The sequence below is a fragment of the Streptomyces sp. ID05-26A genome (genome assembly GCF_033794685.1).
GTDB lineage: Bacteria > Actinomycetota > Actinomycetes > Mycobacteriales > Pseudonocardiaceae > Lentzea.
Genome location: NZ_JARAYZ010000003.1, coordinates 722,400 through 748,901, shown reverse-complemented (window position 1 = coordinate 748,901; position 26,502 = coordinate 722,400). Strand labels below are relative to the sequence as shown.

Annotated in this window: 27 protein-coding genes; 10 read left to right on the top strand and 17 right to left on the bottom strand. The window is 70.6% G+C overall.

The features are described 5' to 3' along the window. Positions 1-90: 90 nt before the first annotated feature. Genes PV646_RS30695 through PV646_RS30685 form a run of 3 tightly spaced genes read left to right on the top strand, consistent with a single transcriptional unit; the run spans position 91 to position 3,974 of the window. Positions 91-1,947: a discoidin domain-containing protein gene (locus PV646_RS30695; protein WP_500345767.1), complete on the top strand. Its 1,857-nt coding sequence runs from the start codon at positions 91-93 to the stop codon at positions 1,945-1,947. Positions 1,948-1,994: 47 nt separating this feature from the next. Continuing rightward, complete coding sequence (locus PV646_RS30690; RefSeq protein ID WP_500345766.1) at positions 1,995-3,800, top strand: ricin-type beta-trefoil lectin domain protein; 1,806 nt, start codon at positions 1,995-1,997, stop codon at positions 3,798-3,800. Between the two features lie 48 nt (positions 3,801-3,848). Beyond that, positions 3,849-3,974, top strand: coding sequence for a hypothetical protein (locus tag PV646_RS30685; protein WP_500345765.1), 126 nt, complete (start codon positions 3,849-3,851; stop codon positions 3,972-3,974). Positions 3,975-3,977: 3 nt separating this feature from the next. Here PV646_RS30685 and PV646_RS30680 read toward each other — a convergent pair whose 3' ends face one another. From PV646_RS30680 to tnpB, 3 genes are all read right to left on the bottom strand, one after another. Continuing rightward, positions 3,978-4,253 (bottom strand): hypothetical protein, encoded by a 276-nt coding sequence (locus PV646_RS30680; RefSeq protein WP_500345764.1) that lies wholly within the window; start codon positions 4,251-4,253, stop codon positions 3,978-3,980. Positions 4,254-4,345: 92 nt separating this feature from the next. Beyond that, a complete protein-coding gene (locus PV646_RS30675) occupies positions 4,346-4,699 on the bottom strand; it encodes a M14 family zinc carboxypeptidase (RefSeq protein WP_500345877.1) in 354 nt (117 codons plus the stop codon). Next, positions 4,692-6,047 carry an IS607 family element RNA-guided endonuclease TnpB gene (tnpB, locus tag PV646_RS30670; RefSeq protein WP_500345763.1) on the bottom strand — a complete coding sequence of 452 codons (1,356 nt, stop codon included), beginning with the start codon at positions 6,045-6,047 and terminating at the stop codon, positions 4,692-4,694. Before tnpB ends, PV646_RS30675 begins: the two co-directional genes overlap by 8 nt. Before the next feature lie 247 nt (positions 6,048-6,294). Here tnpB and PV646_RS30665 point away from each other — a divergent pair, with 247 nt between their 5' ends. Then, the gene (locus PV646_RS30665; RefSeq protein WP_500345762.1) at positions 6,295-8,910 is read left to right on the top strand and encodes a helix-turn-helix transcriptional regulator; all 2,616 of its coding nucleotides are present in this window, start codon (positions 6,295-6,297) and stop codon (positions 8,908-8,910) included. Here the strand turns inward: PV646_RS30665 and PV646_RS30660 are convergent. The 5 genes from PV646_RS30660 to PV646_RS30640 all read right to left on the bottom strand — a co-directional run bounded on the left by PV646_RS30660 (position 8,891) and on the right by PV646_RS30640 (position 13,074). Further along, positions 8,891-9,271 carry an ester cyclase gene (locus tag PV646_RS30660; RefSeq protein ID WP_500345761.1) on the bottom strand — a complete coding sequence of 127 codons (381 nt, stop codon included), beginning with the start codon at positions 9,269-9,271 and terminating at the stop codon, positions 8,891-8,893. The two genes, PV646_RS30665 and PV646_RS30660, sit on opposite strands and share 20 nt — an antisense overlap. Further along, positions 9,271-9,690 (bottom strand): Dabb family protein, encoded by a 420-nt coding sequence (locus tag PV646_RS30655; RefSeq protein ID WP_500345760.1) that lies wholly within the window; start codon positions 9,688-9,690, stop codon positions 9,271-9,273. Before PV646_RS30655 ends, PV646_RS30660 begins: the two co-directional genes overlap by 1 nt. Continuing rightward, positions 9,690-10,748, bottom strand: coding sequence for an MFS transporter (locus PV646_RS30650; protein WP_500345759.1), 1,059 nt, complete (start codon positions 10,746-10,748; stop codon positions 9,690-9,692). The genes PV646_RS30655 and PV646_RS30650 overlap by 1 nt, the downstream gene beginning before the upstream one ends. 189 nt (positions 10,749-10,937) lie before the next feature. Beyond that, positions 10,938-12,080, bottom strand: a complete 1,143-nt coding sequence (locus PV646_RS30645; RefSeq protein ID WP_500345758.1) for a hypothetical protein — start codon at positions 12,078-12,080, stop codon at positions 10,938-10,940. A 10-nt stretch (positions 12,081-12,090) separates the two neighbouring features. Further along, on the bottom strand, positions 12,091-13,074 hold the full coding sequence (locus tag PV646_RS30640; protein ID WP_500345757.1) for a TDT family transporter: 984 nt from the start codon (positions 13,072-13,074) through the stop codon (positions 12,091-12,093). A gap of 109 nt (positions 13,075-13,183) precedes the next feature. On the opposite strand from PV646_RS30640, the gene PV646_RS30635 reads away from it, so the two are divergent. Further along, entirely contained in the window at positions 13,184-14,113 is a 930-nt protein-coding gene (locus tag PV646_RS30635) for a LysR family transcriptional regulator (RefSeq protein ID WP_500345756.1), read from the top strand. Then, positions 14,097-14,486, top strand: a complete 390-nt coding sequence (locus PV646_RS30630; protein WP_500345755.1) for an HNH endonuclease — start codon at positions 14,097-14,099, stop codon at positions 14,484-14,486. The genes PV646_RS30635 and PV646_RS30630 overlap by 17 nt, the downstream gene beginning before the upstream one ends. Here PV646_RS30630 and PV646_RS30625 read toward each other — a convergent pair. The 3 genes from PV646_RS30625 to PV646_RS30615 all read right to left on the bottom strand — a co-directional run bounded on the left by PV646_RS30625 (position 14,449) and on the right by PV646_RS30615 (position 16,806). Next, the gene (locus tag PV646_RS30625; RefSeq protein WP_500345754.1) at positions 14,449-15,363 is read right to left on the bottom strand and encodes a DUF6891 domain-containing protein; all 915 of its coding nucleotides are present in this window, start codon (positions 15,361-15,363) and stop codon (positions 14,449-14,451) included. The genes PV646_RS30630 and PV646_RS30625 overlap by 38 nt on opposite strands. Positions 15,364-15,372: 9 nt before the next feature. After that, the gene (locus PV646_RS30620) at positions 15,373-15,819 is read right to left on the bottom strand and encodes a hypothetical protein (protein WP_500345753.1); all 447 of its coding nucleotides are present in this window, start codon (positions 15,817-15,819) and stop codon (positions 15,373-15,375) included. A gap of 75 nt (positions 15,820-15,894) precedes the next feature. Further along, positions 15,895-16,806, bottom strand: coding sequence for a COG4315 family predicted lipoprotein (locus PV646_RS30615; RefSeq protein WP_500345752.1), 912 nt, complete (start codon positions 16,804-16,806; stop codon positions 15,895-15,897). Between the two features lie 135 nt (positions 16,807-16,941). Here PV646_RS30615 and PV646_RS30610 point away from each other — a divergent pair, with 135 nt between their 5' ends. After that, positions 16,942-18,345, top strand: a complete 1,404-nt coding sequence (locus tag PV646_RS30610) for a protein adenylyltransferase SelO (RefSeq protein ID WP_500345751.1) — start codon at positions 16,942-16,944, stop codon at positions 18,343-18,345. Then, a complete protein-coding gene (gene tsaA, locus PV646_RS30605) occupies positions 18,345-18,740 on the top strand; it encodes a tRNA (N6-threonylcarbamoyladenosine(37)-N6)-methyltransferase TrmO (protein WP_500345750.1) in 396 nt (131 codons plus the stop codon). The genes PV646_RS30610 and tsaA overlap by 1 nt, the downstream gene beginning before the upstream one ends. Position 18,741: 1 nt before the next feature. Here tsaA and PV646_RS30600 read toward each other — a convergent pair whose 3' ends face one another. After that, on the bottom strand, positions 18,742-21,327 hold the full coding sequence (locus tag PV646_RS30600; protein WP_500345749.1) for an ABC transporter substrate-binding protein: 2,586 nt from the start codon (positions 21,325-21,327) through the stop codon (positions 18,742-18,744). 142 nt (positions 21,328-21,469) lie between these two features. Here PV646_RS30600 and PV646_RS30595 point away from each other — a divergent pair, with 142 nt between their 5' ends. Both PV646_RS30595 and PV646_RS30590 read left to right on the top strand, forming a co-directional pair. Beyond that, positions 21,470-21,637 carry a hypothetical protein gene (locus tag PV646_RS30595; protein ID WP_258951194.1) on the top strand — a complete coding sequence of 56 codons (168 nt, stop codon included), beginning with the start codon at positions 21,470-21,472 and terminating at the stop codon, positions 21,635-21,637. A 67-nt stretch (positions 21,638-21,704) separates the two neighbouring features. After that, positions 21,705-21,884 (top strand): DUF3040 domain-containing protein, encoded by a 180-nt coding sequence (locus PV646_RS30590; protein WP_500345748.1) that lies wholly within the window; start codon positions 21,705-21,707, stop codon positions 21,882-21,884. On the opposite strand, the gene PV646_RS30585 is transcribed toward PV646_RS30590, so the two are convergent. Genes PV646_RS30585 through PV646_RS30565 form a run of 5 tightly spaced genes read right to left on the bottom strand, consistent with a single transcriptional unit; the run spans position 21,856 to position 26,502 of the window. Further along, complete coding sequence (locus tag PV646_RS30585; protein ID WP_500345747.1) at positions 21,856-22,899, bottom strand: pyridoxal-phosphate dependent enzyme; 1,044 nt, start codon at positions 22,897-22,899, stop codon at positions 21,856-21,858. The two genes, PV646_RS30590 and PV646_RS30585, sit on opposite strands and share 29 nt — an antisense overlap. Then, complete coding sequence (locus tag PV646_RS30580) at positions 22,896-23,696, bottom strand: Rossmann-like domain-containing protein (protein ID WP_500345746.1); 801 nt, start codon at positions 23,694-23,696, stop codon at positions 22,896-22,898. Before PV646_RS30580 ends, PV646_RS30585 begins: the two co-directional genes overlap by 4 nt. Then, complete coding sequence (locus PV646_RS30575; RefSeq protein WP_500345745.1) at positions 23,680-24,477, bottom strand: ABC transporter ATP-binding protein; 798 nt, start codon at positions 24,475-24,477, stop codon at positions 23,680-23,682. The genes PV646_RS30580 and PV646_RS30575 overlap by 17 nt, the downstream gene beginning before the upstream one ends. Further along, positions 24,474-25,532, bottom strand: coding sequence for a FecCD family ABC transporter permease (locus PV646_RS30570; RefSeq protein ID WP_500345744.1), 1,059 nt, complete (start codon positions 25,530-25,532; stop codon positions 24,474-24,476). Before PV646_RS30570 ends, PV646_RS30575 begins: the two co-directional genes overlap by 4 nt. Then, complete coding sequence (locus tag PV646_RS30565; RefSeq protein WP_500345743.1) at positions 25,525-26,502, bottom strand: ABC transporter substrate-binding protein; 978 nt, start codon at positions 26,500-26,502, stop codon at positions 25,525-25,527. Before PV646_RS30565 ends, PV646_RS30570 begins: the two co-directional genes overlap by 8 nt.

Here is a 26,502-nt window from a genome sequence, read left to right as displayed (position 1 = left end):
GTACCGGAAATCCTCCAGACCATTGACCCTCGACACGACCGGGTGTTTCATCCTGAAAGCTGCTGTTTCACAGTGATGAACGGGTGTTACATGAGACGAACCGCGATCGTGGCGCTGGTGCTCGGGCTGACCGCCGTGCCCGCCGCCGAGGCCTCCAGCGCACCACAGGTGAGGGTGTGGGTCACCACGCCGGACCGCGCGGAGCTGATGCACGAACGCCCGCGCGTCACGTTCGGCACGGGCGAGTCGACGCACCCGACGATCGTGGTCGACCCCGACCGGCGCTACCAGGAGGTCGACGGCTTCGGCGCGTCGATCACGGACTCGTCGGCCGAACTGCTCGCGGGTCTCGCCCCGGCCGTCCGCGCCGAGACCATGCGCAAGCTGTTCGACCCCGTCGAGGGCATCGGGGTCAGCTTCCTGCGCCAGCCCGTCGGTTCGTCCGACTTCACGGCGGCGAAGGAGCACTACACCTATGACGACGTGCCGGCCGGGCAGACCGACTTCCCGCTCAGGCACTTCAGCATCAGGCACGACGAGGCGAAGATCCTTCCGTTGCTGCGTGAGGCGAAGCGCCTCAACCCGCGACTGAAGGTCATGGGCACGCCGTGGAGCCCACCGGCGTGGATGAAGGACAACGACTCGCTCGTCGGCGGCAAGCTCAAGGACGACCCGAAGGTCTACGACGCCTACGCGCGCTACCTCGTGAAGTTCGTGCAGGCGTACGCGAGGGCCGGTGTGCCGATCGACTTCCTGTCCGTGCAGAACGAGCCGCAGAACCGCACGCCCGACGCCTACCCCGGCACGGACATGCCCGTCGCGGCGCAGATCAAGGTGATCGAGGCGCTCGGCCCGAAGCTGAAGCTCGCCAGCCCGCGCACCAGGATCCTGGGCTACGACCACAACTGGGCCACGCACCCCAACGACGGTTCGGCCGAAGCCGACTACCCGTACCAGCTCCTGAACAGCAAGGCCGCGAAGTGGCTCGCCGGCACCGCGTACCACTGCTACTACGGCGACCCGAGCGCGCAGACCAAGCTCCGCGACACGTTCCCGGACAAGGGGATCTGGTTCACCGAGTGCTCGGGGTCCAAGGGCGCCACCGACCCGCCCGCCAAGGTCTTCAGCGACACCCTGCGCTGGCACGCCCGCAACGTCGTGCTCGGCACCACCCGCAACTGGGCTCGCAGCGCGGTGAACTGGAACATCGCGCTCGACAGCGCCGGCGGCCCGCACAACGGCGGCTGCGGCACGTGCACCGGCCTCGTCACCGTGCAGCCGGACGGGTCGGTCGTCACCGACGCCGAGTACTACACGATCGGCCACCTCTCGAAGTTCGTGAAGCCCGGCGCGCGCCGCATCGCCAGCACCTCGTTCGGCACCACCGGCTGGAACGGCCAGATCATGGACACCGCGTTCCGCAACCCGGACGGCTCCACGGCTCTGGTGGTGCACAACCAGCACGACGACCCGCGTTCGTTCGCGGTCAACGTCGGCGACCGCACCTTCGAGTACACCCTGCCCGGCGGCGCGCTCGCGACGTTCACCTGGACGAGTCAGCTCCGCAGCAAGCTCGACGCCGTACCGCTCTCCGGTGCCACCGCCTCTCCGGACGGCGCACTCGCGATCGACGACGACGCGTCGACCCGCTGGTCCAACAACGGCGCCCAGGCCCCCGGCCAGTTCCTGCAGGTCGATCTGGGGCTCCGCAAGGACTTCCGCCGCATGGCGATCGACTCGGGCGGCCACCTGGGCGACTACGCCCGCAACTGGGAGCTCTCAGTCAGCAACGACGGCACTACCTGGCGCGCGATCGCGTCCGGTGAAGGCGTCGGGCAGCTGACGAACATCGACGTCCGCCGCACGAGTGCGCGCTACGTCCGCATCACGTCCACCGGTACCGCGAGCAACTGGTGGAGCATCGCCGATTTCCGTCTCTACAACTGAACATCTGTTGTCGGGCGCCCGAACCCCTGCAAGGAGCGCTTATGTCAATGATGACAAAACGCCTGCGTGGCATCGCCATCGCGGCGGCCGTGGTGACGGCCGGAAGCACGCTCGTGTCTCCGGTCGCCACCGCAGCGACCAACGCGGCCGTCTGGCTGACCACCGCCGACCGCTCCAACCTCCTGCGCCAGCAGGGAGACGTGACGTTCGGCTCGGGTGGCACCGGGTCGACGATCACGGTCAACCCCAACGCCACCCACCAGTCCATGGTCGGCTTCGGCGCGTCGTTCACCGACGCGGCGGCGTGGAACATCTTCAACTCCCCGCGCCGCAACGAGATCATGAACAACCTGTTCAACAAGAGCACCGGCATCGGCATGAGCTTCATCCGGCAGCCGATCGGCGCGACGGACTTCTCGCGGAGCTTCTACACCTACAACGACGGCGCCGCGGACCCGTCGCTGTCGCGGTTCTCGGTCGCGCACGACAACGCCTACATCCTGCCGTTGCTGCAGCAGGCCAAGCAGCTCAACCCGCAGCTCGCCGTGATGGCGACGCCGTGGAGCGCCCCGGCGTGGATGAAGAACAACAACAACCTCATCCGGGGCTCACTCAACGACAGCCGCATCGGGGTCTACGCCGACTACCTGGTCAAGTTCGCCCAGGCGTACCGGGCGGCAGGCATCCCGATCGACTACATGAGCGTGCAGAACGAGCCGCTCTTCGAACCGCCGGGCTACCCCGGCATGTACATGTCACCGCAGCAGCAGGTCAACGTCATCAACACCCTGGTGCCGAAACTGCGCGCGGCCGGCGAGCAGGCGCGTCTGCTGGGGTACGACCACAACTGGGACAACGTCGACTACGCGCAGACCGTCAACAACGGCACGGGCGCCAACGTGATCGGGTCCGCGTGGCACTGCTACGGCGGTGACCCGAGCCGTCAGTCCATCGTGAAGAACAACCAGCCCGGCAAGGACGTGTTCTTCACGGAGTGCTCCGGCACGAGGTCGAGCGACGACGCGTCGACGTTCCGCGACACGTTGCGCTGGCAGGGCATGAACCTCGCGATCGGCGCCACGCGCAACCACGCGCGGTCGGTGGCGATCTGGAACATGGCCCTGGACCAGAACAACGGCCCGGTCATCGGCAGCTGCACCAACTGCACGGGTGTGGTCAGGACCAACGGCAACGACGTCACGTACAACGCCGAGTACTACGTCCTCGGGCACCTGTCGAAGTTCGTGCAGCCCGGCGCCGTCCGCATCGACTCGACCGGCTTCGGCGACGGCGGCGTCCAGAACGTCGCCTTCCGCAACCCGGACGGCCGGATCGTGCTCGTCGCGCTGAACACGGGCGGCCAGCAGAACTTCCGCGTCTCCTACAACGGCCAGACGTTCGGCTACAATCTCCCCGCCGGGGCCATGGCGACGTTCACCTGGCCCGGCACGCTCGACCCCGGTCAGCCCGGACGCACCGGCGCCGTCACGGGTCTGGGCGGCAAGTGCCTCGACGTCACGAACGGCTCGACCACGAACGGGAACCTGCCGCAGCTGTGGTCGTGCTTCGGCGGCCCGAACCAGACGTGGACGCTCGGCACCGACGGCACGGTGCGCGGCCTGGGCAAGTGCCTCGACGTGACCGGCAACGGCACGGCGGACGGTTCCACGGTCCAGCTCTGGGACTGCTTCGGCGGTCCGAACCAGCGCTGGACGGCGTCCGGCGGCACGTTGGTCAACGCCGGCAGCAACAAGTGCCTCGACGTCATAGGCAACAACACGGCCGATGGAGCGAAGTTGCAGATCTGGTCGTGCACGGGCGGGGCGAACCAGCGGTGGACCGTGCCCGCATAGGTGGGCGAAGGGACGCATGAGGTCGTGCCGCTCGGGTAACCGGGCGGCATGACCGATCCGATCAACCCCGAGGCACCCCACTCCCCCGGCACGCCCAGCCTGGACGACCTCGACGTCGAAGAGCCCCACGTGCCGGAGGAGTCCACCGACGACCCCAGCGAGCCACCGGACTGAGCCTCACGCCCTGGCCCGCACCAGCCTCAGGTGGCCGGGCAGGAGAACGCGGGCCGCCGTCAGCAACCTGCGTGCCTCCACCAGCTCGCCGTACTCCAGGTGCTCGTCCGCCGCCGCGATGTGCGTCAACGCCTTCGCGGGCGCGTCGGGTGCGGCCGTCACGGCCTCCGCCAGGCGCTTGCGTGCCTGCTCGGCCCGTCCGGCGAGGTCCGCCCCCGTCGTGACGCGCAGGAGAGCGAGAGCGTCGCGGATGGCGTGGTGCAAGGGCATGAAACGCATGTGGTCGCCGCCTCGGGACAGTCGGGGGTACGGGGTACGCCGGCTGCTTGACGCGGCACCGGCTACCCCGTCCCCCGGACGGCAAACCCCGATCAGCCGAGGTAGGGGCTCGCGGCCTTCTTCGTCGCGCAGGTCAGCATCGGCCTGACCTTCGCCCAGTGCCCGTCCTGGCAGGAGTAGGCGGGCAGGAAGCCCGCGCAGTCGCCCTGCCAGTTGCCGATCTCCCACGTGTAGTGGGGCACGCCGAGCTCGCCGTAGACCCAGTCGTCGATCGAGCCGCCCGCGGTGTAGAGCAGCTCACCAGGCTGGCCGTACTGCCAGTCGGCGCCCGCGAGCCCGGCCATGTCCTTGGCCATCGCCCGCAGCGGCCCGTCGTTCGGCGACAGCGTGGTGGTGTAGCCGTTACCTGAAGCGTGAGTGAACGTGAGTTCACGGTGTTCAGGCAGCCGGCGCCTTGCGGCGTCGGCGTTGGCCCGCTGGGGCGGGTCTTCCCGTGGCGGTACCCGTTGCCCGCGTGGTGCGGGTCTTACGTGGGTTTCCAGCGGGCTCGTTTACCGTCGCCCCGCAACTCGGGGAGGACGTCTCGCGGTGCGCGAGCGCGGCGAGGTTACGCGCGGCGTTGAGGTCCCGATCCAAGACCAGGCCGCACGCCTCGCAGCGGTAGGCGCGGTCGGACAGGCGCAGTTTGGCTTTCACCACACCACAGGCCGAACACGTCTTGGAACTGGGATACCACCGGTCAGCGGTGTGCACGCGCACACCGGTCCAGTGGGCTTTGTACTCGATCTGGCGGCGCAGCTCGGCCATACCGGCACCGGCGACATGCCGGGCAAGCCGCCGGTTACGGATCATGCCGGCCACGTTCAGATCCTCGATCACCACCGTGCCGTGAGTGCGCACGAGCCGAGTGGTGAGCTTGTGCAGCCCATCCCGGCGGGCGTTAGCGACGGCCGCGTGCAGGCGAGCGATGCGGCCCTGGGTTGTGCGCCACCGGTTCGACGGAACACGACGGGTGCGCCGGTCCGGGCCGACACGGCGCGCGGCCTGGCGTTGCAGACGACGCAGTTCCCGCAGCACGGTCTCCAGCCGCCGCGGGTTCGGCACGGTCTCACCGGTCGACAGCACCGCCAGCGACCTCACGCCCAGGTCGACACCCACCACACTCTCGGGTCGTGTGGGCGCGGGGTCGGCGCGGGTGATCTCCACGGACAACGACACGAACCACCGCCCAGCCCGCAAAGACACAGTCGCCGAGCGGATACGGGCGGTGCCGCGCCCGACGTGCCTAGCGAGTTTGCGCGTGGACTCGTGGGTGCGGATCGTCCCGATGCGGGGCAGCCTCACGTGCCGGCGGTCGTCGGTGAGGCCGAACGCGCCGGTGGTGAACCGGCACGACAACCCGGACCGCTTGCCCTTGAACCGGGGAAACCCGCACCCGCGGCCCTTGCGCTTGCCGCGCTGGGAATCCGCCCAGTTGCCCAGCGCGGCCGCGAGGTTGGCCAGACCCGATGAATAGGCTTCCTTCGAGTTCTCCGCCCACCACGGCGCGACCTCGTCCTTGGCCTGGTTCCAGCTCTTGCGCAGACTGTAGGCCGACCACGACAACGACGGTGTCAGCTCATCCTCAGCCAGGTCATAGGTCTTCTCGGCGGCTCGCTGGCCCAGGTTCGCCCTGATCCGCGCCAGACCCCAGTTGAACGCCCGCCGCTGGCCACCACAGTGCGACCGCAACGCCCGCTCCTGACCGGGACTGGGGTCCAGGGCGAATTGGTACGCCTGGAGCACGGACGACACCCGATCACCCTATCGAACACACGTTCCCGTCACCGCGAAGGGGTCGTCCCGGCTCACAGACGAACACGTTCGATCACGCCTGATCACGAACCCCCAAACAGTTCGGTTCCCCCTCGTGATCATGTGCTCGTCACGGTAGGGAACCGGTCATCGCGGACGCATCCGACTGAAGGCGACTACGCATACACCTCAGGTTGTGGGCCGAACGGGTGACGGCGGTTCGTGCGCCTCGCATAACGTGCATGTCATGGACGCGCTCACATCACCGTCGCTGCTCGGACGTGACGACGAGATCCGTTGTCTCGCCGGGATGCTCACCGCCGCTGTGGACGGGCGTGGTGGTGCGCTGGTCCTGCGTGGTGAGGCGGGTATGGGCAAGAGCGCGCTGCTCGCCCACGTGCGGGAGTCAGCCGCCGGGTTCCGCGTGCTGGAGGCGTCCGGGTCGGAGTTCGAGACGGAGCTGCCGTTCGCGGCGCTGCACCAGCTGTGCGCTCCGCTGATGGACTCGCTGACCGGGCAGCACCGGGAGGCGCTCGAGGTCGCGTTCGGACTGGCGAGCGGGAAGCCGGACGTGCTGCGCATCGGCATGGCCACGCTGGAACTGCTCGGTGGCGGGGATCCGGTGCTGTGCCTGCTGGACGACGCCCAGTGGCTCGACGAGGCGTCCGCGCAGGTCTTCGCGTTCCTCGGGCGGCGGCTCGCCTCCGAACCGGTGGTGCTCGTGTTCGCCGCGCGCCGGCCGTGGGCGCGCTCGCGGCTGGACGAGCTGCCCGGGCTGGAACTGCGGGGGCTGGCCGACGCCGAGGCCCGCGCGTTGCTGACGTCCGCGGTGGTGGACGACAAGGTGCGGGAACGGCTGCTCGCCGAGGCGCGCGGAAACCCGTTGGCGTTGCTGGAACTGCCCAAGGCGGGTGGGTTCGCGCTGCCGGACGTGGCGTCGGTGCCGAGCCGGATCGAGCGCAGCTTCCAGGACCGGGCCGGTCGGCTGCCCGCTGACGCCCAGCTGCTGCTGACGGTCGCCGGGGCCGATCCGACCGGGGAACCGCAGCTGCTGTGGGCCGCGGCGGCCGAGCTCGGCATCGACGTGGCGTCCGCCGGGGTGGAGGCCGAGGCGTCCGGGCTGGTCGGCATCTCGACACGGGTGCGGTTCTGCCATCCGCTCGCTCGGTCGGCCGTCTATCTCGCGGCTTCTCCCGCTCAGCGACAGGCCGTCCACCTCGCGCTGGCCGCCGTGACCGATCCGTGGACCGATCCGGATCGGCGGGTGTGGCACCGCGCGCAGGCGGGGACCGGGCCGGACGACTCGCTGGCGGCCGAGCTGGAGCTTTCCGCCGAGCGCGCGCGTTCGCGGGGTGGAGTGGCTGCCGCGGCGGCGTTCCTGGAGCGGGCGGCGGCGTTGTCGGTCTCTCCCGCGCTTCGAGCCGGGCGCACCCTGGCCGCCGCGCAGGCCAAGCTGGACGCGGGCGCGGTGGACGTGGCGGCCGAGCTGCTGACGACGTTCTCCGCCGACGACCCGCGGGCGGATCTGCTGCGGGGGCGGATCGCCTTCGTGCGCGACAAGTCCAACGACGGGCCGTCGTTCGTGCTGAGCGCGGCTCGGCGGATGACCGGCGCCGCCGCTCGCGACTGCGTGCTGGACGCCTTCGAGATCGCACTCGCCTTCGGGCGGCCCAGCGGCGTGATGGACGCCGTGGTGCGCGAGGCTCGCGGGCTTGATCGTGGCTCGGATGCGTTGGAGGCGTTGGTACTTCTCGCGGACGAGGGCCATCAGACCGCCGTTCCGCTGCTGCGCCGGGTGTTCTCCGGCGACGCGTGGACCCGGCATCCCGCGCTGGCCACGATTCTCGCGGGTGAGCTGTGGGACACCGAGGTGCACGCGCTGGTGACCGGATGGCTGGTGAAGACCGGGCAACGGACGGGGTCGCCGTTCGTGCTGCGGCTCGGGCTCGCGCAACGGGCCGTCGGGGCGGTGATCACCGGTGACCTCGGCAAGGCGGTGTCCGCGATCGCCGAGGAAGAGGCCGTCGCCGACGCCGTGGGCATGCCGCCGTTGCGCTACCAGCGGCTGCACCTGGCGGCGTTCCGCGGGCAGAAGCAGGCCGTGCTGGCGGAGATCGAGCACTCCCTGCGGGAGGCCTCGCGGCGGGAAGGGCTGCTCGTCGCGAACACGCACTGGGCGTCCGCGGTGCTGCACAACGGTCTCGGCGACTACCCGGAGGCACTGGCCGCTGCCCGGGAGGCCGTCGCGCCGGGTGATCTCTACCTCGCCGGGACGGCGTTGCCCGAACTGATCGAGGCGGCGGTGCGTTGTGGCGAGATGGACGCCGCCACGGAGGCGTTGAAGGATCTGGTTTCCCGCACTTCGCCGTGCGGGACCTCGTGGGCTTCCGGTGTGGCTGCCTGTTCGGAGGCTCTCGTCACGGGCTCGGAGGACTCGTTCCTGTTCGCCCTGCGGCAGCTGGAGTCGAGCGCGGCCCGGCCCCATCTCGCTCGTACCCACCTGCTCTACGGCGAGTGGTTGCGCCGCGCGGGCCGCCGGGTCGACGCTCGCACGCAGCTGAGGACCGCCCACGATCTGTTGTCCGCCATGGGAATGGAGGCCTTCGCGGCTCGTGCGGCGGTGGAACTGCAGGCCACCGGCGAGGTCGCGCGCAGCCGTTCCGCGCAGGTCACCGACGAGCTGACCATGCAGGAGACGCACATCGCGCGGCTGGTGGCGACCGGGGCGACGTCCAAGGAGGTCGCCGCGCGGCTCTTCCTGAGCCCCCGCACGGTTGATGCCCACCTGCGGAACATCTTCCGCAAGGTGGGCATCAACTCACGCCGTCAGCTGGCCGGCGTGTTCAGTTCGGCTTCGGCATGATCCCGAGCTGCTGAGCCGCCCAGAGCCCGTCCGCGTTGAGCCAGTACTCGGCGATCCGGCCGTTCTCGACGCGGAGGATGTCGGTGCCGTGGAAGGAGATCTCGCCGGCCTCGGCGAACCAGCGGACCACGTGGAACGGGTCCTGCGAGATCGGCCCCACCTCGACGGTGAACTTCAGGCCGGGCATGGCCTCGTGGGAGCCGCGCACCCACTCGACCAGCGCGTCCCGTCCGGTGTGATCCTGCGACGGGCCACCGGTCAGCGGGGCGACGTGCCAGACGAAGTCCTCGTGGACGATGTGCTCCGCCTGGCCGAGGTCGCCGTTCCAGAACTCGATCCAGGACTGCAGAAGGTCGTTCATCACTTGTCTCCGTGCTGGCCGGGGGCAGCGCTGCCCGTGTACTCACCGAGATCGGACACGAGCTTCGTGAGCTCGGGGTCGCTGTCGTAGCGCTTCTGGTGCAGGGCCGCGATCTTCGCGCCCATCTCGGGGTCCCCGTCGTCGGTGATGTCGAACGAGACGAACTTGTCCACGAGCGGCAGGCCGACGCGGTCGGTGTTGCGGTGGGCCGGGTGGATCAGGTACTCCCAGTACCCCTCCAGGTCCTCGATGACGAACGTGGCGCCCCACTCGTACTCGCCGCCGTAGTCGCGACCGACCACGAAGGACTTCACGGACGGGATCACGCGGCCCTGGTTGCGCAGGCTCTCCAGCGCTTCCTCGACCTGCTCGGGCGAGGCGTCCTTGCGCAACGTGAGACGGTTGCCGTGGTAGATCATCAGTTCTTCTCCTTGTGTCCCAGGGCGAGAGCCGCCCCTGCGAGGGTGGTGACGGCACCGGTCCAGCCGAACGCGGCGGCGATGCCCGTCGTGGTGACGAGTGGTGCGACGACCAGCGGTGACAGGAACTGGCCGAGGAAGATGCCGGCGACCAGTCCACTGAGGACACGACCGCGCTGGGCCGGTTCGGCGCTGTTCGCGAGCTGCGTGTTGAGGTTCGGGACCACGAGCCCTACGCCGAACCCGCCGATCAGGAGGCCCGCGGTCACCGGCACCACCCCGTTCGCCGAGGCGATGACCAGCCAGCCGACGCCCAGCAGCACGACGCTGATGGCGGTGATCCTCGTGGTCGTCAGCCTCGGGAACACCAGGGCGCCCACGACACTGGTCAGGGTGCTGCCCGCGATCACGAAGCCGATCGTGGTGGGACTCGCGCCGAGGTCACGCAGCAGGAACGGGAGCTGGGTCGGGGCCATGTAGAACACGAGGGTCGCGATCAGGGCCATCAGGTAGATCCCGACGGCCTTCCTCGGGAACGCCCTGGGTTCCGCCGAGCCTTGCCGGGCGGGTTTCTCCGTGGTCAGACCTGTCGCCGCGGCCAGGGCGATCAGCGCGGCGACGCTGTAGAGCCAGAACGGCAGGCGCCAGTCCACGGCGGCCATCACGCCCGCCAGCGGCAGGAACACAACACCGCCGAGACTCGCCGCGGCCTGCTGGAAGCCGAGGAACCTGCCGCGTTCCGGGCCTTCGAACCAGTCGGTGATCAGGGCGCTGACGGCGGTCATGACGGCCCCGACCGCGAGGCCCAGCAGGGTTCTGGTGGCGAGCAGGACCGGCAGGCTGGTGACGAAGTAGCCCGCCGTGCCTGCCACCGCGTAGAGGACGAGACCGCCGGTGAGCAGCGGTTTGCGGCCCGTCCGGTCGGCCGCGAGGCCCGCCAGCGGCGCGCTCACCGCGATGGCGAGCGAGGTGATGGTCAGGGCCAGCCTGACCAGCACCCCCTCGCCGTACACCTCGCCCATCGCGGGCAGGCTCGGGGCGATGATCGCCGCGGCCATGATCGTGAGAGTGGCGGAGGCCAGGACCACCGCCCGGGCCGTTCGCGTTGGCGCAGTTCGTGTTGTCACGCCCCTAGATTGGGGTTCGGGCGTGGGTGTTCGCGTCGGTGGTCGTTACGTAGATCGCGTGGGTACGTAGGTGGCGGGGTGGGCGGGCCCTCGGGAACGAGGTCGTGAGGCCGCAGAAGCTCAGCGGGTCAACTGCTCCGTCTCGGCAAGGACGTCGAGCTCGGACTTCGTGAGCGGCAACGTGTGCAGGCGCTGCGGCCTGCTCGTGTGGCCCCACTGCCCGTCGGACTGGAGCGTTTCCCACCGCTGGGAGTCGTCGACGCGGAGGAGCGAGTGCGCCTTGCCCAGGTCCACGACGTCGCGCAGACCGGAGAAGACGGCGAAGTAGAAGTGCCCGTCGATCGGTTCGGCGATGCGGCGGGCGTTGCGCACCCGCAGGCGCGCGGTGAGGTCCGCGTGCTCCGAAGCGTTGAGCGGGGTGGAGAACCGGTGCTCCGACTCCGGCACGACGTCGTACGCCGAGTCGAGGTCGAGGACGTCGGTCAAGCGGTGGAACACCGCGTACCCGGCGGTCTCCCCCGCCCGTGCCTCGGCCCGCCGGCGCAGGGTGAGGCGCGCCATCGTCTCGACGGCGGTCGCCATGGGGGTCCGGACGGCGGTCATGCGCGGTTCGCGGGCGGCCTGGGCCAGCAGTCTCGACGGCTGCGGCTCCGGTTCTCCGGTGAACGCGAGCTCGGACTCCGGGTCGTCCACGACCTGGGTGACGGCGGCCACGGGCCGGTCGTCCACGAGGACGACGTGGTGGGAGCACCCCCGGTCCCACTGCGCGTCGATCAGCCTCTTCGCCTGCGCCGCCTCGGTGAGGCTGAGCGCGACGTACGCCTCGTGCGCGTCCAGTCCGGAGTCGACGCGGTGGAGCTTGTCGCTGGGCTCCCACGTCTCGTGACCGGCGTACTCCTGCTCGACGCCGCCGCCGGGCCGGCGGATCAACCGGTCCACATCGGCCAGGTCGAGCACGCCGAGAGCGTCCTTGAACGACGCGTAGTACTGGTAGTCGGTCAGTTCGGACTCGTGCGTGCGCGCGCGGATCGTCGTGGTCATCTCGACGAGGAACCCGTTGGCCCCCACGGCGTCCGTGTCGCGGGCCGTCCAGTCCGGTTCGGACGGAACGCGGGCCAGCAGCTCCGACGGTTCCCAGCGCAGGTCGTGCGTGAAGGCTTCCTCGGCCGCGCCGGTCACCCGCACGACCGCGAGCGGAAGGTGTTGTCCCTCAACGAGAACGACGACGTATCGGGCGTCCGGGCCGGTGCTGTAGTCCCCCACTCGGCGCAGTCTACCGGTGCGCGAGCGTCCGGACCGCCACGGTGACCCACGCGGCCACCAGCGCGCCGTACAGCACCACGGCCACGCCGGAGAACATCGCGGACGGCACCCGGACCGCGAGCGCGCTCGTCCCCGTCACCAAGGTGCCCAGCGGGAACACGAAACTCCACCACGTCAACGCGAACGGCAGTCCGCGCCGGGCGGTCCGCACGGTGACGGCGGCCGCGAGCGCGACCCACAGCAGGGCGAACCCCCACGTGATCGTGCCGTACAGCACGCCGAACGCGGCCTGGCCCGGCAGCACGGGCACGCCGGAGAGCAGGTTGGCCGCGGTGATCGACTGGCCGAGCGGGCCGAGCACGATCCACAGCGTCGGCACGGTCGAGGCCGCGCCCAGGCCGTGCTGCACCAGCCGCTGCCAGATCTGCGGCACGATCACCATCGTCGCGAACAGACTCACGCCGAACAACGCGTAGCAGCCGAGCACCATGGCCTGCCGCGACGATCCCTCGGGCAGGTGCTGCGCCAGCAACGCCCCGGAGGCGGCGGACACCATCGGCGGCACCACGGGCATCAGCCACCCGGCGAACGCGCGCTCGCCGCTGCCGATCATCCGCAGCGGCACCAGCACCGACGTCGCCAACCCGAGGATCGTCCCGGCCGTCCACAGTGTCCAGTCGACGGCGAGTGCGGCGGGCAGTCCGATCCAGTCCCTGCCGAGCAGCAACGCTCCGGTGCCGACGGTCATCAGCGCCATCGGTGGCGCACCCCAGAACTGGGCCATCACGGGGTCGGCGAGCTGGGCGCGGACCGTCCTCCACGTCCAGCGCCTCACCGCGCCGGCCACGAGGAAGACCAGCAACGCGGCGTCCAGGGCCCAGACGTACGTGGCGGCGGTGTGCAGGCCGGGCATCGAGGCACCGGCCGTGGCGACGATCCCCGTTCCCATCACCGAGGCGAAGAGGTTCGGGCCGAAAGGCGCCGCTCGTCGCACCTCTGGGGCACGGTGTGGTCGAGGTGCGAGAGCGGTCACGACATGACGATGCCCCCGCTCGGAGAGCCTCGGTAGGCACCGATCACCGATGTGGACATAGGCTGTCCCTATGCCTCTCCCGCCACGGGTCACCGACCTGGCCGGCTTTGACCTCCTGCTGAGCGTCGCCGAGCTGGGCAGCATCGGCCGGGCGGCCAAGGCGCACGGCATGTCCCAGCCCAGCGCGAGCGAGCGACTGCGGACCCTGGAGTCCCGCGTCGGCGTGACGTTGCTCGAACGCACCCCGCGCGGCGCCCGGCTCACCACGGAGGGGCAGCTCGTGGCCGGGTGGGCGGCGCAGGTGCTGGCCCGCGCGACCGACCTCGACGCCGGCATCACGAGCCTGCGCGCCGACCGGCAGAGCCACCTCCGGGTCGCCGCGAGCCTCACCGTGGCGGAGTACCTGCTGCCCGCGTGGCTGATCGCCCTCAGGTCGGTCAGCCCGGACACCGCGACCGTGCTGTCGGCGGGCAACTCGGTGCACGTCGCCGAGCAGGTCCTCGCGGAGAAGGCAGATCTGGGGTTCATCGAGAGCACCGACGTGCCGGAGGGCCTGGCGAGCCGTGTCGTCGCGCACGACGAACTGGTGCTCGTCGTCGCGCCCGCCCACCCCTGGGCCCGGCGCCGGAAGGTCACCGCCGCGAAGGCCGCCGCGACGCCGATGGTCAGCAGGGAGTCCGGGTCGGGCACGCGGCAGGCCTGGGAGCACGCGCTGGGTGTCGCGGGCATCACCGAGTCCGCGGTGCCGTTGCTGGAGATGTCGTCGACCACGGCGATCAAAGCGGCGGCGATCGGCGGCATCGGCCCGGCCGTGCTGAGCCTGCACACCGTGGCCGCGGACATCGCCGCGCGCACGCTCGTCCGGGTCGAGGTCGGCGACGTGGACCTGCACCGCGCACTGCGGGCGGTGTGGCCGTCCGGCCGGACACCCCGGGGCCCCGCCTCCGACCTGCTGACCATCGCGACGCGTACTCTCACCCACCGTGCCGACCGGGGGTAGCAAACAGGTTCGCGCCGCGCGCAAGCGCAAGAAGCGCATGGCTCGCGTCGTCAACGACCTCACCGACGCGCAGTGGGACGCCCTCAAGACCTCGTGGGGCGGCTGCGCGTACTGCACCGCACCCGCCGCGTCGTTGCAGAAGGACTGCGTGCAGGCCCTCTCTCGCGGTGGCCGTTACACGCTCGGCAACGTCGTGCCCGCCTGCGGATCGTGCAACGCCAGCAAGTGCAACGCCGAGGTGACGGGCTGGCTGCGGCGCAAGAAGCTCGACGAGCGCACGTTCCTGGTGCGCCACTACGAGATCTCGAGCGAGCTGACCGCCCGCTTCGCCGCCGTCATCCCACCAGCCGGCGACGCCATTCCAGCGGAGTGACCGTGATGGACCGGCCGGGATCGCGGTCCCACGCCGTGGTCAGGCCCGCTGCTTCGAGAGCGGCCACGACCTCGTCCCCGACCGCCGTGGTGGTCTCGGCAGAGCCGTCGAACCCGCCGTAGAGCAGCCTCAGGCCGTGACCCGCCGCGGCGGAATCCGTGCACTGGCTGTGGAAGTAGACGAAACCGCGCGCGCCGGGTGCGCTCTCGGCACCGATCTCGTCCTGACCGCAGGTGCGGCAGCAGGTGAAGTTCTCGCGCGCCGTGATGCCTGCCTGCTCCAGGGCGGTGAACGCGCGGGTGAGCCGTTCGGGGTCGGTCTCGCCCTGCCACGCGGCCTGCTCCGCGACGCGCTCCAGCCACAGCCGGTCGACCAGCGCCGCGGCCTGTTCGCGGGACACGGGCCGGCTGTCCTCGGTGACCAGGAACTCCTCGGCGAGCTCGGTGAGCTGGATGCGGGAGGAGTACCCACCGGCCAGCGCCTCGCGCACGCGCTCCTCCAGCCGCTCGCGGTCGGCGTCGGGCAGGTCGAGCGGCGGCACGGCGGGCGCGGGCGGCATGCCGAGCGACGACCACGGGAGACCTTCGGCCCACCCGGCGTCCTGACGGGCCCAGCCGGTGAGGGCCGTGATCGTGGCGTCGAGGCCCGCCGTCGTCTCGAAGTGCCGGTCGGCGGTGCCCTCGCGGTGCTCGACCGAGTAGGCGCCACCGTTCTCGTGCCAGACCTGCGCGAAGACGCCGGGCAGGTCGGGCACGCGCTGGATCACCAGGAACCGGTCGCCGTCGCCACCGATGCGCCGGACGAGCCCGGCCAGCTCCTCGGCGGACACGCGCACGTGCCGCTCCCAGTTCTCCGTCTCCACCACGATCTCGAGCATGCGGAGACTCTAGGCGGAGTTGCGCACGGCGCTGTACCCGCTGAACAGCGCGTCCCAGGCCTTCTCGCACTTCGCGTCGAGCTGCGCGTCCGCGCTCACCCCACCGGCCGCGAACCACGACTCGCACGACCCGATCTCGGCGAGCTGGCGACGCACCTCGGTGAGCGCGGCCTGGCCCGCGGGCGGCAGCTTGGCCGACTGCTTCTCGACCTCGGCGATCACCCCTGTCACGTCGGGCATGACGTGGGTGCAGTTGTCGGCCGGGGCCACCGGTTCTCCTCGCAGGCGCGCGGCGCAGTCCACGAGCAGGACGCCGATCGCGTCGAGCCGGGGCTGCAGGTCCGGCAGCGGCGAGCCGGTGACCGAGGGCGCGGCCGGGGTGATCGTGGGCAGGGACGACGTCCCGGTGCCGCACCCGAGCAGGAGGAAAGCCAGCGCAATGGCGGAGTAGCGCATGCAGGGAGCGTAGCGAGACGGAAAGGCCGCCAGAGCCGGGGTGCTCTGGCGGCCACGTCGTTCACCCGATCAGGTTCAGGCGCGGATGTAGGACTTCACGCCGTCCGGGAAACCGATCGGGGCGGCGGACGTGTCGTCGACCGGACCGCTCACGACGGCGGACTTGCCCTTGCAGCCCGGCTCGGACCAGATCTTCACGGCGCCGTCCGGGGACAGCGACTGGAAGCCACCGCGAAGGTCGGCGCACTTCGCCTCGACCTTGACGCCGACCGCGAAGCTGTCGCCGAAGTCCTTCTGGTTCTTGCCGCTGAAGAAGGTGACGGAGCTCGCGGGCTTGGCACCGGGAGCGGGCTGGGCCGGGGTCTCGGCCTTCGGCACCGCGCGCTTGCCCTCGGGGTTCATCACGAACCACTTGCCGCCGACGTTCTGACCGAGGATGTCGCCGGCTTTCTTGTCCTTGTTGAAGAGGTAGGCCGGGCGTCCGCCGATCGTCACCTGGAACTGGCCGTCCTGGCGCTTGATGAAACCGATGTTCTCCCTGCGGATGCCCGGGAAGAAGAGCCTGGTGCCCTTGGAGACCGTGATCGCCGGCCAGGTCTTGGCGCACTCACCGTTGCAGTTGGAGACTCCGCCGTTCACCGGGTCGTCGCTGAACCAGTAGACCGAGAGTCCCTTTCCGTTCACCACAGCGGGTTCCAGGCCACCGGCGTTGCCGGCGCGCAGCTCGACCCACTTCTGCCTCACCTCGACCGGCGCGCTCTCCGGTGCGCGGTCACCGGTGTTCTGGTCTGCCTTGTTGGAGTTCGCGGTGCCCCGCAGGAAGTCCACTCCGGACTGTTGGTCCGTCTCCGCCTCGGCCACGTCCTGCGCCTGTTCCGTTGCGGGGGCAGGGGATCCGGTCTGCACGGCCCCCTGGCCGCACGCCGTCAGCGCGATCACACCGACCGCGAAAAGGGCAGCAGCGAACCCAACTTGCTTGCGACGCATTGTTTTTCTCATTCCTGAGTGGACTCTTCAACCTGTTCACCACTGACACGGACGCGGCCTGGGAACGGTTCAGCGAAGTTCGATCTGAGACCGCCATCACACGCGTCGCGGAATCCAGCCGGTAACCTCGACGAGGTGAACATCAGCCTGAGCAGCGACTTCGCGACCGCGGTCCCCGAGATGGCGGTCTCGTGGGAGGCGGTCCCGGTCGCCGAACCGGAACTCCTGGCCCTCAACGAGCCGCTCGCCCGCGAACTGGGCCTCGAACCGGAATGGCTGCGCACGGCAGGTCTCCCCTTTCTCATCGGAAACGAGGCCCCCGGAGTCGCGCAGGCCTACGCCGGTCACCAGTTCGGCGGCTACTCCCCCCGGCTGGGCGACGGACGCGCGTTGCTCCTCGGCGAGTTGACCGGTGCGGACGGCCGGTTGCGCGACCTCCACCTGAAGGGTTCGGGGCGCACCCCGTTCGCCCGCGGTGGCGACGGGCTGGCGGCGGTCGGCCCGATGCTGCGCGAGTACCTGGTCAGCGAGGCCATGCACGCCCTGGGCATCCCGACGACGCGGGCGCTGGCCGTCGTCTCGACCGGCCACGTCGTGCAGCGCGAGGAACCGCTGGCCGGCGCCGTCCTGGCCAGGGTCGCGGCGTCGCACCTGCGCGTCGGCAGCTTCCAGTACGCCCGCAACACCGGCGACCTGGAGCTGTTGCGCCGCCTCGCCGACCACGCGATCGCCCGCCACCACCCCGGCAGCACCTATCTGGAGCTGTTCGCGCAGGTGGTCGCGGCTCAGGCGTCCCTCGTGGCGCGGTGGATGCTCGTCGGCTTCATCCACGGCGTCATGAACACGGACAACATGACGATCTCCGGCGAGACCATCGACTACGGCCCGTGCGCGTTCATGGAGGCCTACGACCCGAGGACGAAGTACAGCTCGATCGACGAGCAGGGCCGTTACGCGTACGGCAACCAGCCGATCATCGCCGAGTGGAACCTCGCGCGGCTCGCGGAGGCGTTGCTGCCGCTGTTCGCCGACGACGAGGACGAGGCCGTCTCCCTCGCCGTGGCGACGCTGCGGACTTTCGACGTGCACTTCGAGGAGGCCTGGACCACGGGCACGGCGGCGAAGCTGGGGGTGTCCGGTGAGGTGAAGCCCCTGCTCAAGGACCTGCTGACGGTGATGCACGAGAACCACGTCGACTTCACGTCGTTCTTCCACCTGCTCGGCGAGGCGGCTCGCGGCGACGCGGAACCCGTCCGTTCGCTGTTCCTGGACCTCGCGGCGATCGACGCGTGGCTCGCGCGGTGGCGGGAGCTGGAGCCGGACGCCGCGCTGATGGACCGGGTCAATCCCGTCTACGTCCCGCGCAACCACCTCGTGGAGGAGGCGCTGGCGGCCGGAGCAGCCGGTGACATGGGTCCGTTCGACCGGTTGCTGAAAGCGGTTACCTCCCCGTTCGGCGCACGACCCGGCCTGGAATACTTCGCTGCCCCTGCGCCGCAGGACTTCAGTGCCACCTACCGGACCTACTGCGGGACTTGATGAAGCTGCAGCCGATCGGCCACGTCGAATCGCCCCTCACCGACCGCACCGCCGCGCCCAGGCAGGCGGACGAGGGAGCACCGGAAGCGTTGCTCGTGTTCGCGCCCGAGTACGCGCGGGCGATGCGGGAACTGGAAGCGGGCCAGGAGGTCCTGGTCCTCACCTGGCTCGACCGCGCCGACAGGTCGGTGCTGGCCGTGCATCCCCGCAGCGATCCCGCCCGGCCGGAGACCGGCGTGTTCTCCACGCGGTCCCCGGACCGGCCGAACCCCATCGGGCTGCACCACGTCCGGATCACCGCCGTCGAGGACCTGGCGGTGCGGGTGGCGCACCTGGAGGCCGTCGACGGCACGCCGATCGTCGACGTGAAGCCCGTGCTGGGCGCGGAACGCTGACCTACCGGGGATCGCGCGGGCACCCTTCGGTGTCCGGCTTGACGACGAGGTCCTCGCCGAACGGCAGTTCACCGCAGAGCAACCGGGGTGTCGAGGTCGTGTCCGGGTTGCCCTGCAACACGAGCACGGCCTTGTCGGCCGGCAGCCGGGTGCTCGTCTCGAACCCGATGGTGCCGGTGGCGCCCTGGATCGCGTTGTCCGGCCGGATCCGCCCGATGCCGGCGAGCAGTCCTTCGCGGACCCGCGCGCCGGGGTCGGTGCGGCGCACCTGCCGCACGCCCTCCGCCAGCACCTGCATCGCGTCGTAGGCGGTGGCCGAGCGCCCGTCCCCGAGCGACTGGCAGGTCCTGCGGAACGCGTCGAGGTAGTTCTTGTAGAACGGCACCTTGGCGCAGTCGGACCACGCGGCGGGGCTCGCGAACGACACGTAGTCCAGTCGCACGTTGGGGAACTGGGCCATGGTGCCCTCGAGGATGAACCGGGTGGACGAGTCGCTCGCGATCACCGTCGGTGTGCGGCCCTGGCACTTGCTGTTCATGCCGCGCAGGAACTCCGCGAGGTTCTGCGAACGGCCGACGTAGAAGACCGCGTAGCCCGCTTTCGGTTCCTGCGGGCAGGCCCCCTGGCCGAGGCTGGACGGCGCGAGGCCCTCGTCGTCGTTCGCCACCCGGTACGACTTGTACTGGCTGACGGTGATCCCCTTCTCGGTGAAGGAGGCCCTGGCGTCCTCGGCGAGGTTCTGGCTGTAGCGGTCGGTCGGGTCGCCGGAGTAGAAGATGGCCACGTCGGACACGTTCAGCCTGGTCTTCGCGTAGTAGGCGGCGACCCGTGCTTCGCGGAGGTTGTTGGGCGCGATCTGGTAGTAGTACTCGTTGATCGTGGCCATCTCGTCGGCGGACGTCAGCGTGCCGATGACCGGCAACGCGTTGCTGCCCAGGCGTTTCACCACGGACTTGGCCGTGTCGGTGCTGATCGACAGCCCGGTCACCGCGACGAGGCTCCGGTCGCGCGCGGCCAGTTCGATGATCTTGTCCGTGGCGACGTCACCGGAGGCCAGGCCGCGCCCGCCGGGCCCTTCGCCGCCGTTGGCCAGCAGCATCCTGATGGGTACGTCGCTGGTCTTCTGGGCCACCCACACGCCGCGCAGTTCCTCGACCAGCGCGTGGAAGCTGTTGGAGGTGCGGGGGGTCAGGACGCTGAGGAACACGATCGTGATGGCGTCCGGCCGTGACTCCGCCTTGCGGTTCTCCTCGACGATGAGCCGGTAGACGTCCTCCAGGCCGGGCCTGATGTCGCCGGGCACGGAGTCGGGGACGAAGTGCCGCAACGGATCCGCCGACACCCCGATGCACTCGTCACCGACCCGTTCGAGCGGCGCGCGCAACGACGGCGACCACCACTCGTCGCACCGGGCGTGGTTGACGAAGGGCACGGCGACGAGCGCCCCGGCCAGCAGCACGAGCGCGAGAGGCGCGGCCAGTGCTCGTCTCAGCCGCAGGTCCGGGTATTCGGAGAGCGCGCCGATGACGCCGCGGGCGGGCTCGGTGGCGTCGGTGTCGAGCGCCAGCACCCAGTTCTCCGACCGCGACAGCTGCCGCAGCCAGTCGTGGTAGCCCGCGAGCGCGTCCGCCGCATGGGTGCGTGGCACGTCGTCGGACTCCCCCGCCGCGACGACGAGCAGTGGATCGGGCCGGCTCAACGGATTCGCGCGCCACGACTGTCCACTCCGGACCCCGCTGCGCGCCCGGCCGATCGCGCCGACCAGCCACGACCCCGCGCCCGGCGCGTTGTCGACGAGCAGCCACGGGTTCCCGGTCCGGCGGCGTCCGGTCCCCCACCACGTCCACCGCCGGTGCGACCGCCTCAGGTCCTCCAGCAGCGCTTTGACCAGCAGATCGCCGACCTCGTCCTCGTGCCGCTCGGCCAGCCGTTCCTTCACCACGGCGCGGGCCAGCCGGTAGAGCCCGCGCCCCGACCGCCCGCCGAGCGACTGCTCCCCCACCCACGTGGCGGGCCGCCACACCAGGGCCATCAGCGCGAGGCCGATCCGCGGCATCAGCCCGATGACCAGCCGGACCCACCACGGGAAGTCCTGCGCGAAGTCCTGAGGCCCGTCCGCCGTGACCCGCACGCGCCGGCGCAGGTGCTGCCGGAACTCGCGGGCGATCTCGCGTTCCTCCTCCTCGGCCTCGACCCCGGCGGGCAACGTCAGGTCGAGCAACCACACCACCAGCGCGTAGTGCGGGAACCGCAGCCGTGCCACTCCCCGGACCTCGCCGGCCAGCTGCCCGACGACGTCGTCGGGCAGCCTGCGCCGTGCCACCGCGGCCCCGTCGACGTGCGCGTAGGGCACCCGCCGCCCCCTGGCGGTGGCGGGCCGGTTGGCCAGCGGCTCGAGCGGACTCCCCACCCCGGGCGGTCGTCGCAGGTGAACGATCGGCAGCGGCACGTCGCGGCCGGGCCACCGCGGCCGCGACGACAGCCGGTCCAACAGCCGCAACAGCTCGACCGCACCGCCGAACTGCAGGCCGTGCGTCTGCTCGGAACCGGGGAACCACCCCTGCGAACCCACCCTGGACAACGCCACCCTCGCCCCGTTTCCGCCGGTCCCAAACAGAATCCGGACGGATTGTCGGGCAGCGAGGGCGGCGCATTAGCGGAAACGGATTTAATTCGCGGCGGACGAGAATGAGGTGAGCAGAGGTTTGACCGGCGGGTATCCCACCCACATGAGCCAACCAGTACCGCCCGCGGAGCCCGTGCCGACCACTCCGGGACCGGACCAGCCACGCCCGACCGGACCCGACCAGCCCCAGCCACCCGGCCCGGACCCGGACCCGCTGCGCCCGCCCGGTCCCGACCCGGACCCACTTCCGCCGGAGCCGAAGCCGATCTGACGGTTTGAACCGCGAAAGGCCCGGGTAAACGTCACGTGCCACTGCCGGACCTGCTCTGGAGCGCGCCATGCTCAGTCGAGAGGAACACCAGCGGCTCATCGACATCGAGGGGCGCTTCCGCGTCTCCGACCCGGACCTCGCCCGCGCGCTGAGCGAAGGTCCGCAGTCGCAGAGGAGCCTTCGTCAGCGCGCGGTCGCCGCCCTGGCCGTGCTGTCGTTCAGGAAGCGACCGGGATCGCCCGGCTGACCGCGCCGGGCGGTGCGTCGGCCCGGTCCCAGCGCATCCGCGACCACGGCAGGTCCATGTCGCTCAGCGAGCTGATCTGCCGTGGCCGCAGCTCTTCCGGCCTGGGCGCCTCGGCGTGCCGGGAGTACGCCGCGTCGACGTAGCGGTGGCCCGTGTCCGGGGCCAGCACTACGACGTGCCGGTCGGGGTCGAGCCGTTGCTCCCACCGCGCGGCCAGGTAGGCCGCCCCCGCCGACAGGCCGGCGAAGATCGCGTGTTCGCGCAGCAGCGCGACGCTGCCGGAGAGGGCCGCGTCGAAGCCGAACCAGTGCACGGTGTCGTAGAGCGTGTGGTCCACGTTGCCGAACGGGATCGAGCTGCCGATGCCCGCGATGATGATCTCCGGGTCGTGCACGTGCTCACTGCCGAACGTGACGCTGTCGAACGGTTGCACGCCCACCAGTTCCACCTCCGGTGAGGTCTCGCGCAGGAACGTCGTCAGGGCTCCCGTCGACGCGCCGGTGCCCACGCCGCCGACCACGGAGAGCCGGGAACAGTCGGCGTGGGCCCGGATGAGGTCGGCGATCGGGCGGTAGCCGCGGTAATGGACGTCGTCGTGGTACTGGCGCATCCAGTGGTGCCTCGGGTGGTCGCGCAGGATCTCGCGGACCCGTGCCACCCGGCGGCTCTGGTCCATCTTCAGGCTCGCGGACGGGGGCATGGGCTCCACGGTGGCGCCGAGGATCTCCAGCTGCGTGCGCAGCGTCTGGTCGACGGTGGTCGAGGCGACGATGTGGCAGTGCAGGCCGTGGCGGTGGCAGGCCAGCGCCAGGGCGTGCGCGTAGATGCCGCTGGAGCTGTCGACCAGGGTGTCGCCGTGCGCGATGGTGCCGCGTTCGAGCAGGAAGCGGACGGCTTCGAGGGCCGAGGCGACCTTCATGGTCTCGAAGCGCAGGCAGAGGGTGCGGGAGTCGAGACGCACCAGGGCCGGGCGGCTCAGGGCGTCGGCGATGTGGTCGTCCACGTCTTCTCTCATGTCCGGGCCCGGTAGCGGTACAGGGCGGTCTCGTCGGCGCTGAACTGCGAGAACGGGAACGGCTCCGCGGACAGGGCCGTCACGCCCTGCCCCAGGAAGTGGCGGGCGACGGCGCTCGCGGTCTGCGCGTAGACGATCAGCGGGATCTCGCGCGAACGGCAGCTGCGCAGGATCTCGTCGAACGTCCCGTTGCCGATCGTCATGCCCGTGGCGACGACGGCGTCCGCGACCCCGAGGACGTCGCGCATGTCCGGAGTGACGGGGTCGCCCCACTGCGTCGTCTTCAACGAGAGGTCGCACGGCAGGCACTCGGCGCCGCGCTCGCGAATAGCCGCCACCAACGGGTTCACCACGCCGATCAACGCCACCTTGGCGCCCGCCGGCACGTCGAGCAGCCCGGCCACGGCCGCGTCCCGGGCCCTCGCCCGTTCCTCCGGCGTGCCCACGGGCAGCACGACCCGTTCGGCCTCGGAGGTCCGATGTGGACGGACGCTGCCGAGGTAGGCGTCGAGCGCGGCCACCCGCACCGGTGCCGGCGCCTCCGCGAGCAGACGCGCGACAGGAGCGCCGGAGTAGTTCGCGCACACCGCCGGGTCGGCGTCACCTTCCGCGAAGGCGCACGCGCCGAACGCCGTCCCGACACGAGCCAGCACGTACTGGTTGCGGTAGGTGGTATCGCCACCTGCCAACCGGGTGCCGTGGTGCACCCAGAACACACTGGTGGCCGCGATCCCGGCCGGGTCCGGGCCGTGCCGCCCTGCCAGCACCTCGGTTATCAGGTCATCCACTGTGGACACGATCTCCCCCTCCTCGCTGGACCGGCGCGCGATACCCGACGGCCAGGTGGCCCAGGTCGTCACGGCCGATCTCGGCTTCCACGTCGAACACCTCGCGCAACAACGGCGCGGTCAGCACGTCGGCGGCGGCGCCGTCGGCGACGACCGTGCCCCCGTGCATCAGCACCAGCCGGTCGCAGTAGCGAGCGGCCAGCGCGAGGTCGTGCAGTGCCACCACGACGGTCTGCGGCGTGCGTGCCGCCAGCTCCATCAGTTCGAGCTGGTGCCGCACGTCCAGGTGGTTCGTCGGCTCGTCCAGCAGCAGCCCGGACGTGCGTTGCGCCAGCGCCCGTGCCAGATGGGTCCGCTGCCGTTCGCCACCGGACAGCTGCTTCCACGGCCGGTCGGCCAGTCCCACCAGGTCCAGGCGTTCCAGTGCCTCCACCACGATCGTGTGGTCGGCGGCGTCCGGGCCACGCCAGCGCGACCGGTGCGCGGTTCGGCCGAGCATCGCGACCTCGGACACCCGCAGGTCGCTGTCGGTGTCGGCCGTCTGCTCGACGAACGCGATCTTGCGCGCCCGTTCGCGGGCGGGCCACGACGCGATCTCCACGCCGTCGTACCGCACGACACCCGCTGTGGGAGTGCGCAGACCCGCCACACACCGCAGCAGAGACGACTTGCCGGACCCGTTCGGCCCGATCAGCCCGACCGTCTCCCCCGGCGAGACCGTCAGCGTCACGTCGCGCACGATCGTCTTGCCGGGCACACCCCAACTCAGGTTCTGGACGTCGATCCTCACAGCTCACCCCGCTTGCGCAGCACGAGCAGGAACAGCGGCACGCCCAGCAGCGCGGTGAACACGCCCACCGGCACCTCCAGCGGCGAGAACACCACGCGGGTCAGCGCGTCCGTCCAGACCAGGAACACCGCGCCCACCACCGCCGACAGCGGCAACAGCTTGCGGTGCAGCGGTCCCACCAGGAACCGGACGCCGTGCGGCACGATCAGCCCGACGAATCCGACCGCCCCCACGGCGGCCACGGCCACCGCGGTCAGCACGGACGTCGTCACCAGCAGCACGATGCGAGTCGCCCGTACGTCCACGCCCAGCGAGGACGCGGTGTCGGTGCCGAACGCGAACCCGTCCAGCGCCGCCGAACACAGCCACACCAGCAGCAGCCCGATCCCCAGCACGACCGCGCACACCACGACCGACGTCCACCGGGCCGACGCGAGCGACCCCAGCAGCCAGTTCGTGACGGCACGGATGCTGTCGGCGTCACCCGACGACAGCAGGATCAACGACGTGAGCGCCGCGAACAGCTGCCCCACGACCACACCGGTCAGCACGATCCGCGAGGAGTCCAGCCCGGTCCGCCGCAGCAACAGCATCAGCAGCCCGAACGCCACCAGCGCGCCGATCAACGCCCCGCCGGTCACCCCGAGCTGCGAGCCGGCGAATCCCAGCACCACCACGACGACCGCGCCCGTCGAGGCACCGGAGGACACCCCGAGCAGGTACGGATCGGCCAGCGAGTTCCGCGTGACGCTCTGCAGCACCGCGCCGCACACCGCCAGCGCGGCCCCGACGAGCGCCGCGAGCAACACCCGCGGCAGCCGCAGGTCCCAGATCAGCGAGTCCAGCAGGCGCGGCAACGGCACGACGGGCAGTCCCAGGCGTGACCCCACCGCCCGGCCGATCTCGGCCCAGCCCGTGCCCACGCCGATCCGGACGGCGAGCACCATCGACGCCACGAGGACGACCAGGCTCAGGACGATGACAAGCGTGTTCTTCTTGCGCCGCAACGGTGTGACAGAGACGACTACAGGATCCAGAACAGCGGCCTCAGCCACGGCCGGCGATCTTGTCCAGGCCCGCGCCGAGTGCCTTCAGCGCGTCGACCGTGCGCACCGACGGGTCCATCTCGATGCCCGGCAGCTCGATCACCTTGTTGTCCCGCACCGCCTTGAGCTGCGACACGGCCGGGTGCTCGCGCATCATCGCGAGCTTCTCGCTGGCCTTGTCACCGGGGTTGCCGCGTTCGGACAGGTCCCCGATCACGACGACGTCGGGATCACGCCGGGCGATCTCCTCCCAGGACGCCTCGGGCCACTCCTGGTTCAGGTCGTCGAACACGTTGACCGCACCGGCGATCTTGCTCATCTGGCTGGGCATGCCGTCACGACCGGCGACGTACGGGACACCCTTGAACACCGAGTAGACCCACACGACCTTGACGGGATCCCGTTTGACGGCCTGGACTTCGGCGACGGCGGCGCGCTGGTCGGCGGCGAGCTGGTTCGCCTTCTCGGTGATGCCGAAGATCTTGCCGAAGTTCTCGTAGTCGCGGAACAGCCGGTCGAACGGCGCGGTGGTGCCGTCCGGGCAGTTCACCGCGCTCACGAACGTCGGGACGCCCAGGGTCTCCAGCTCGTCACGCGTGCCGGCGCGGTCAGGGGTGAAGAGCTCCTTGAACGACGCCACGACGACGTCGGGGTTGGCCGCGCGCAACGGCTCCGACGTGAGGACCTTCGGGGACAGCACCGGGATCTTCGCGTAGGCGTCGGCGAACCTCGGCGCGACCTTGGTCTTGACGTTCGCGGTACCGGCCATGCGGTCCTGCAGTCCCAGCGCCAGCAACGTCTCGGTGGAGTTCTGGTCCAGCGTCACCACCCGTTGCGGCGTGGCGGCGAACGTGAGCTGCTTGCCGCAGCTGTCCACCACCACCGACTGAGCCGTCGGCGCCTGGGCGCCTCCCGGTGCGGCGCAGCCCGCGGCGAACACCGCGACCAACGCCAGTCCGAGACGGGCGGGGTGTGACAT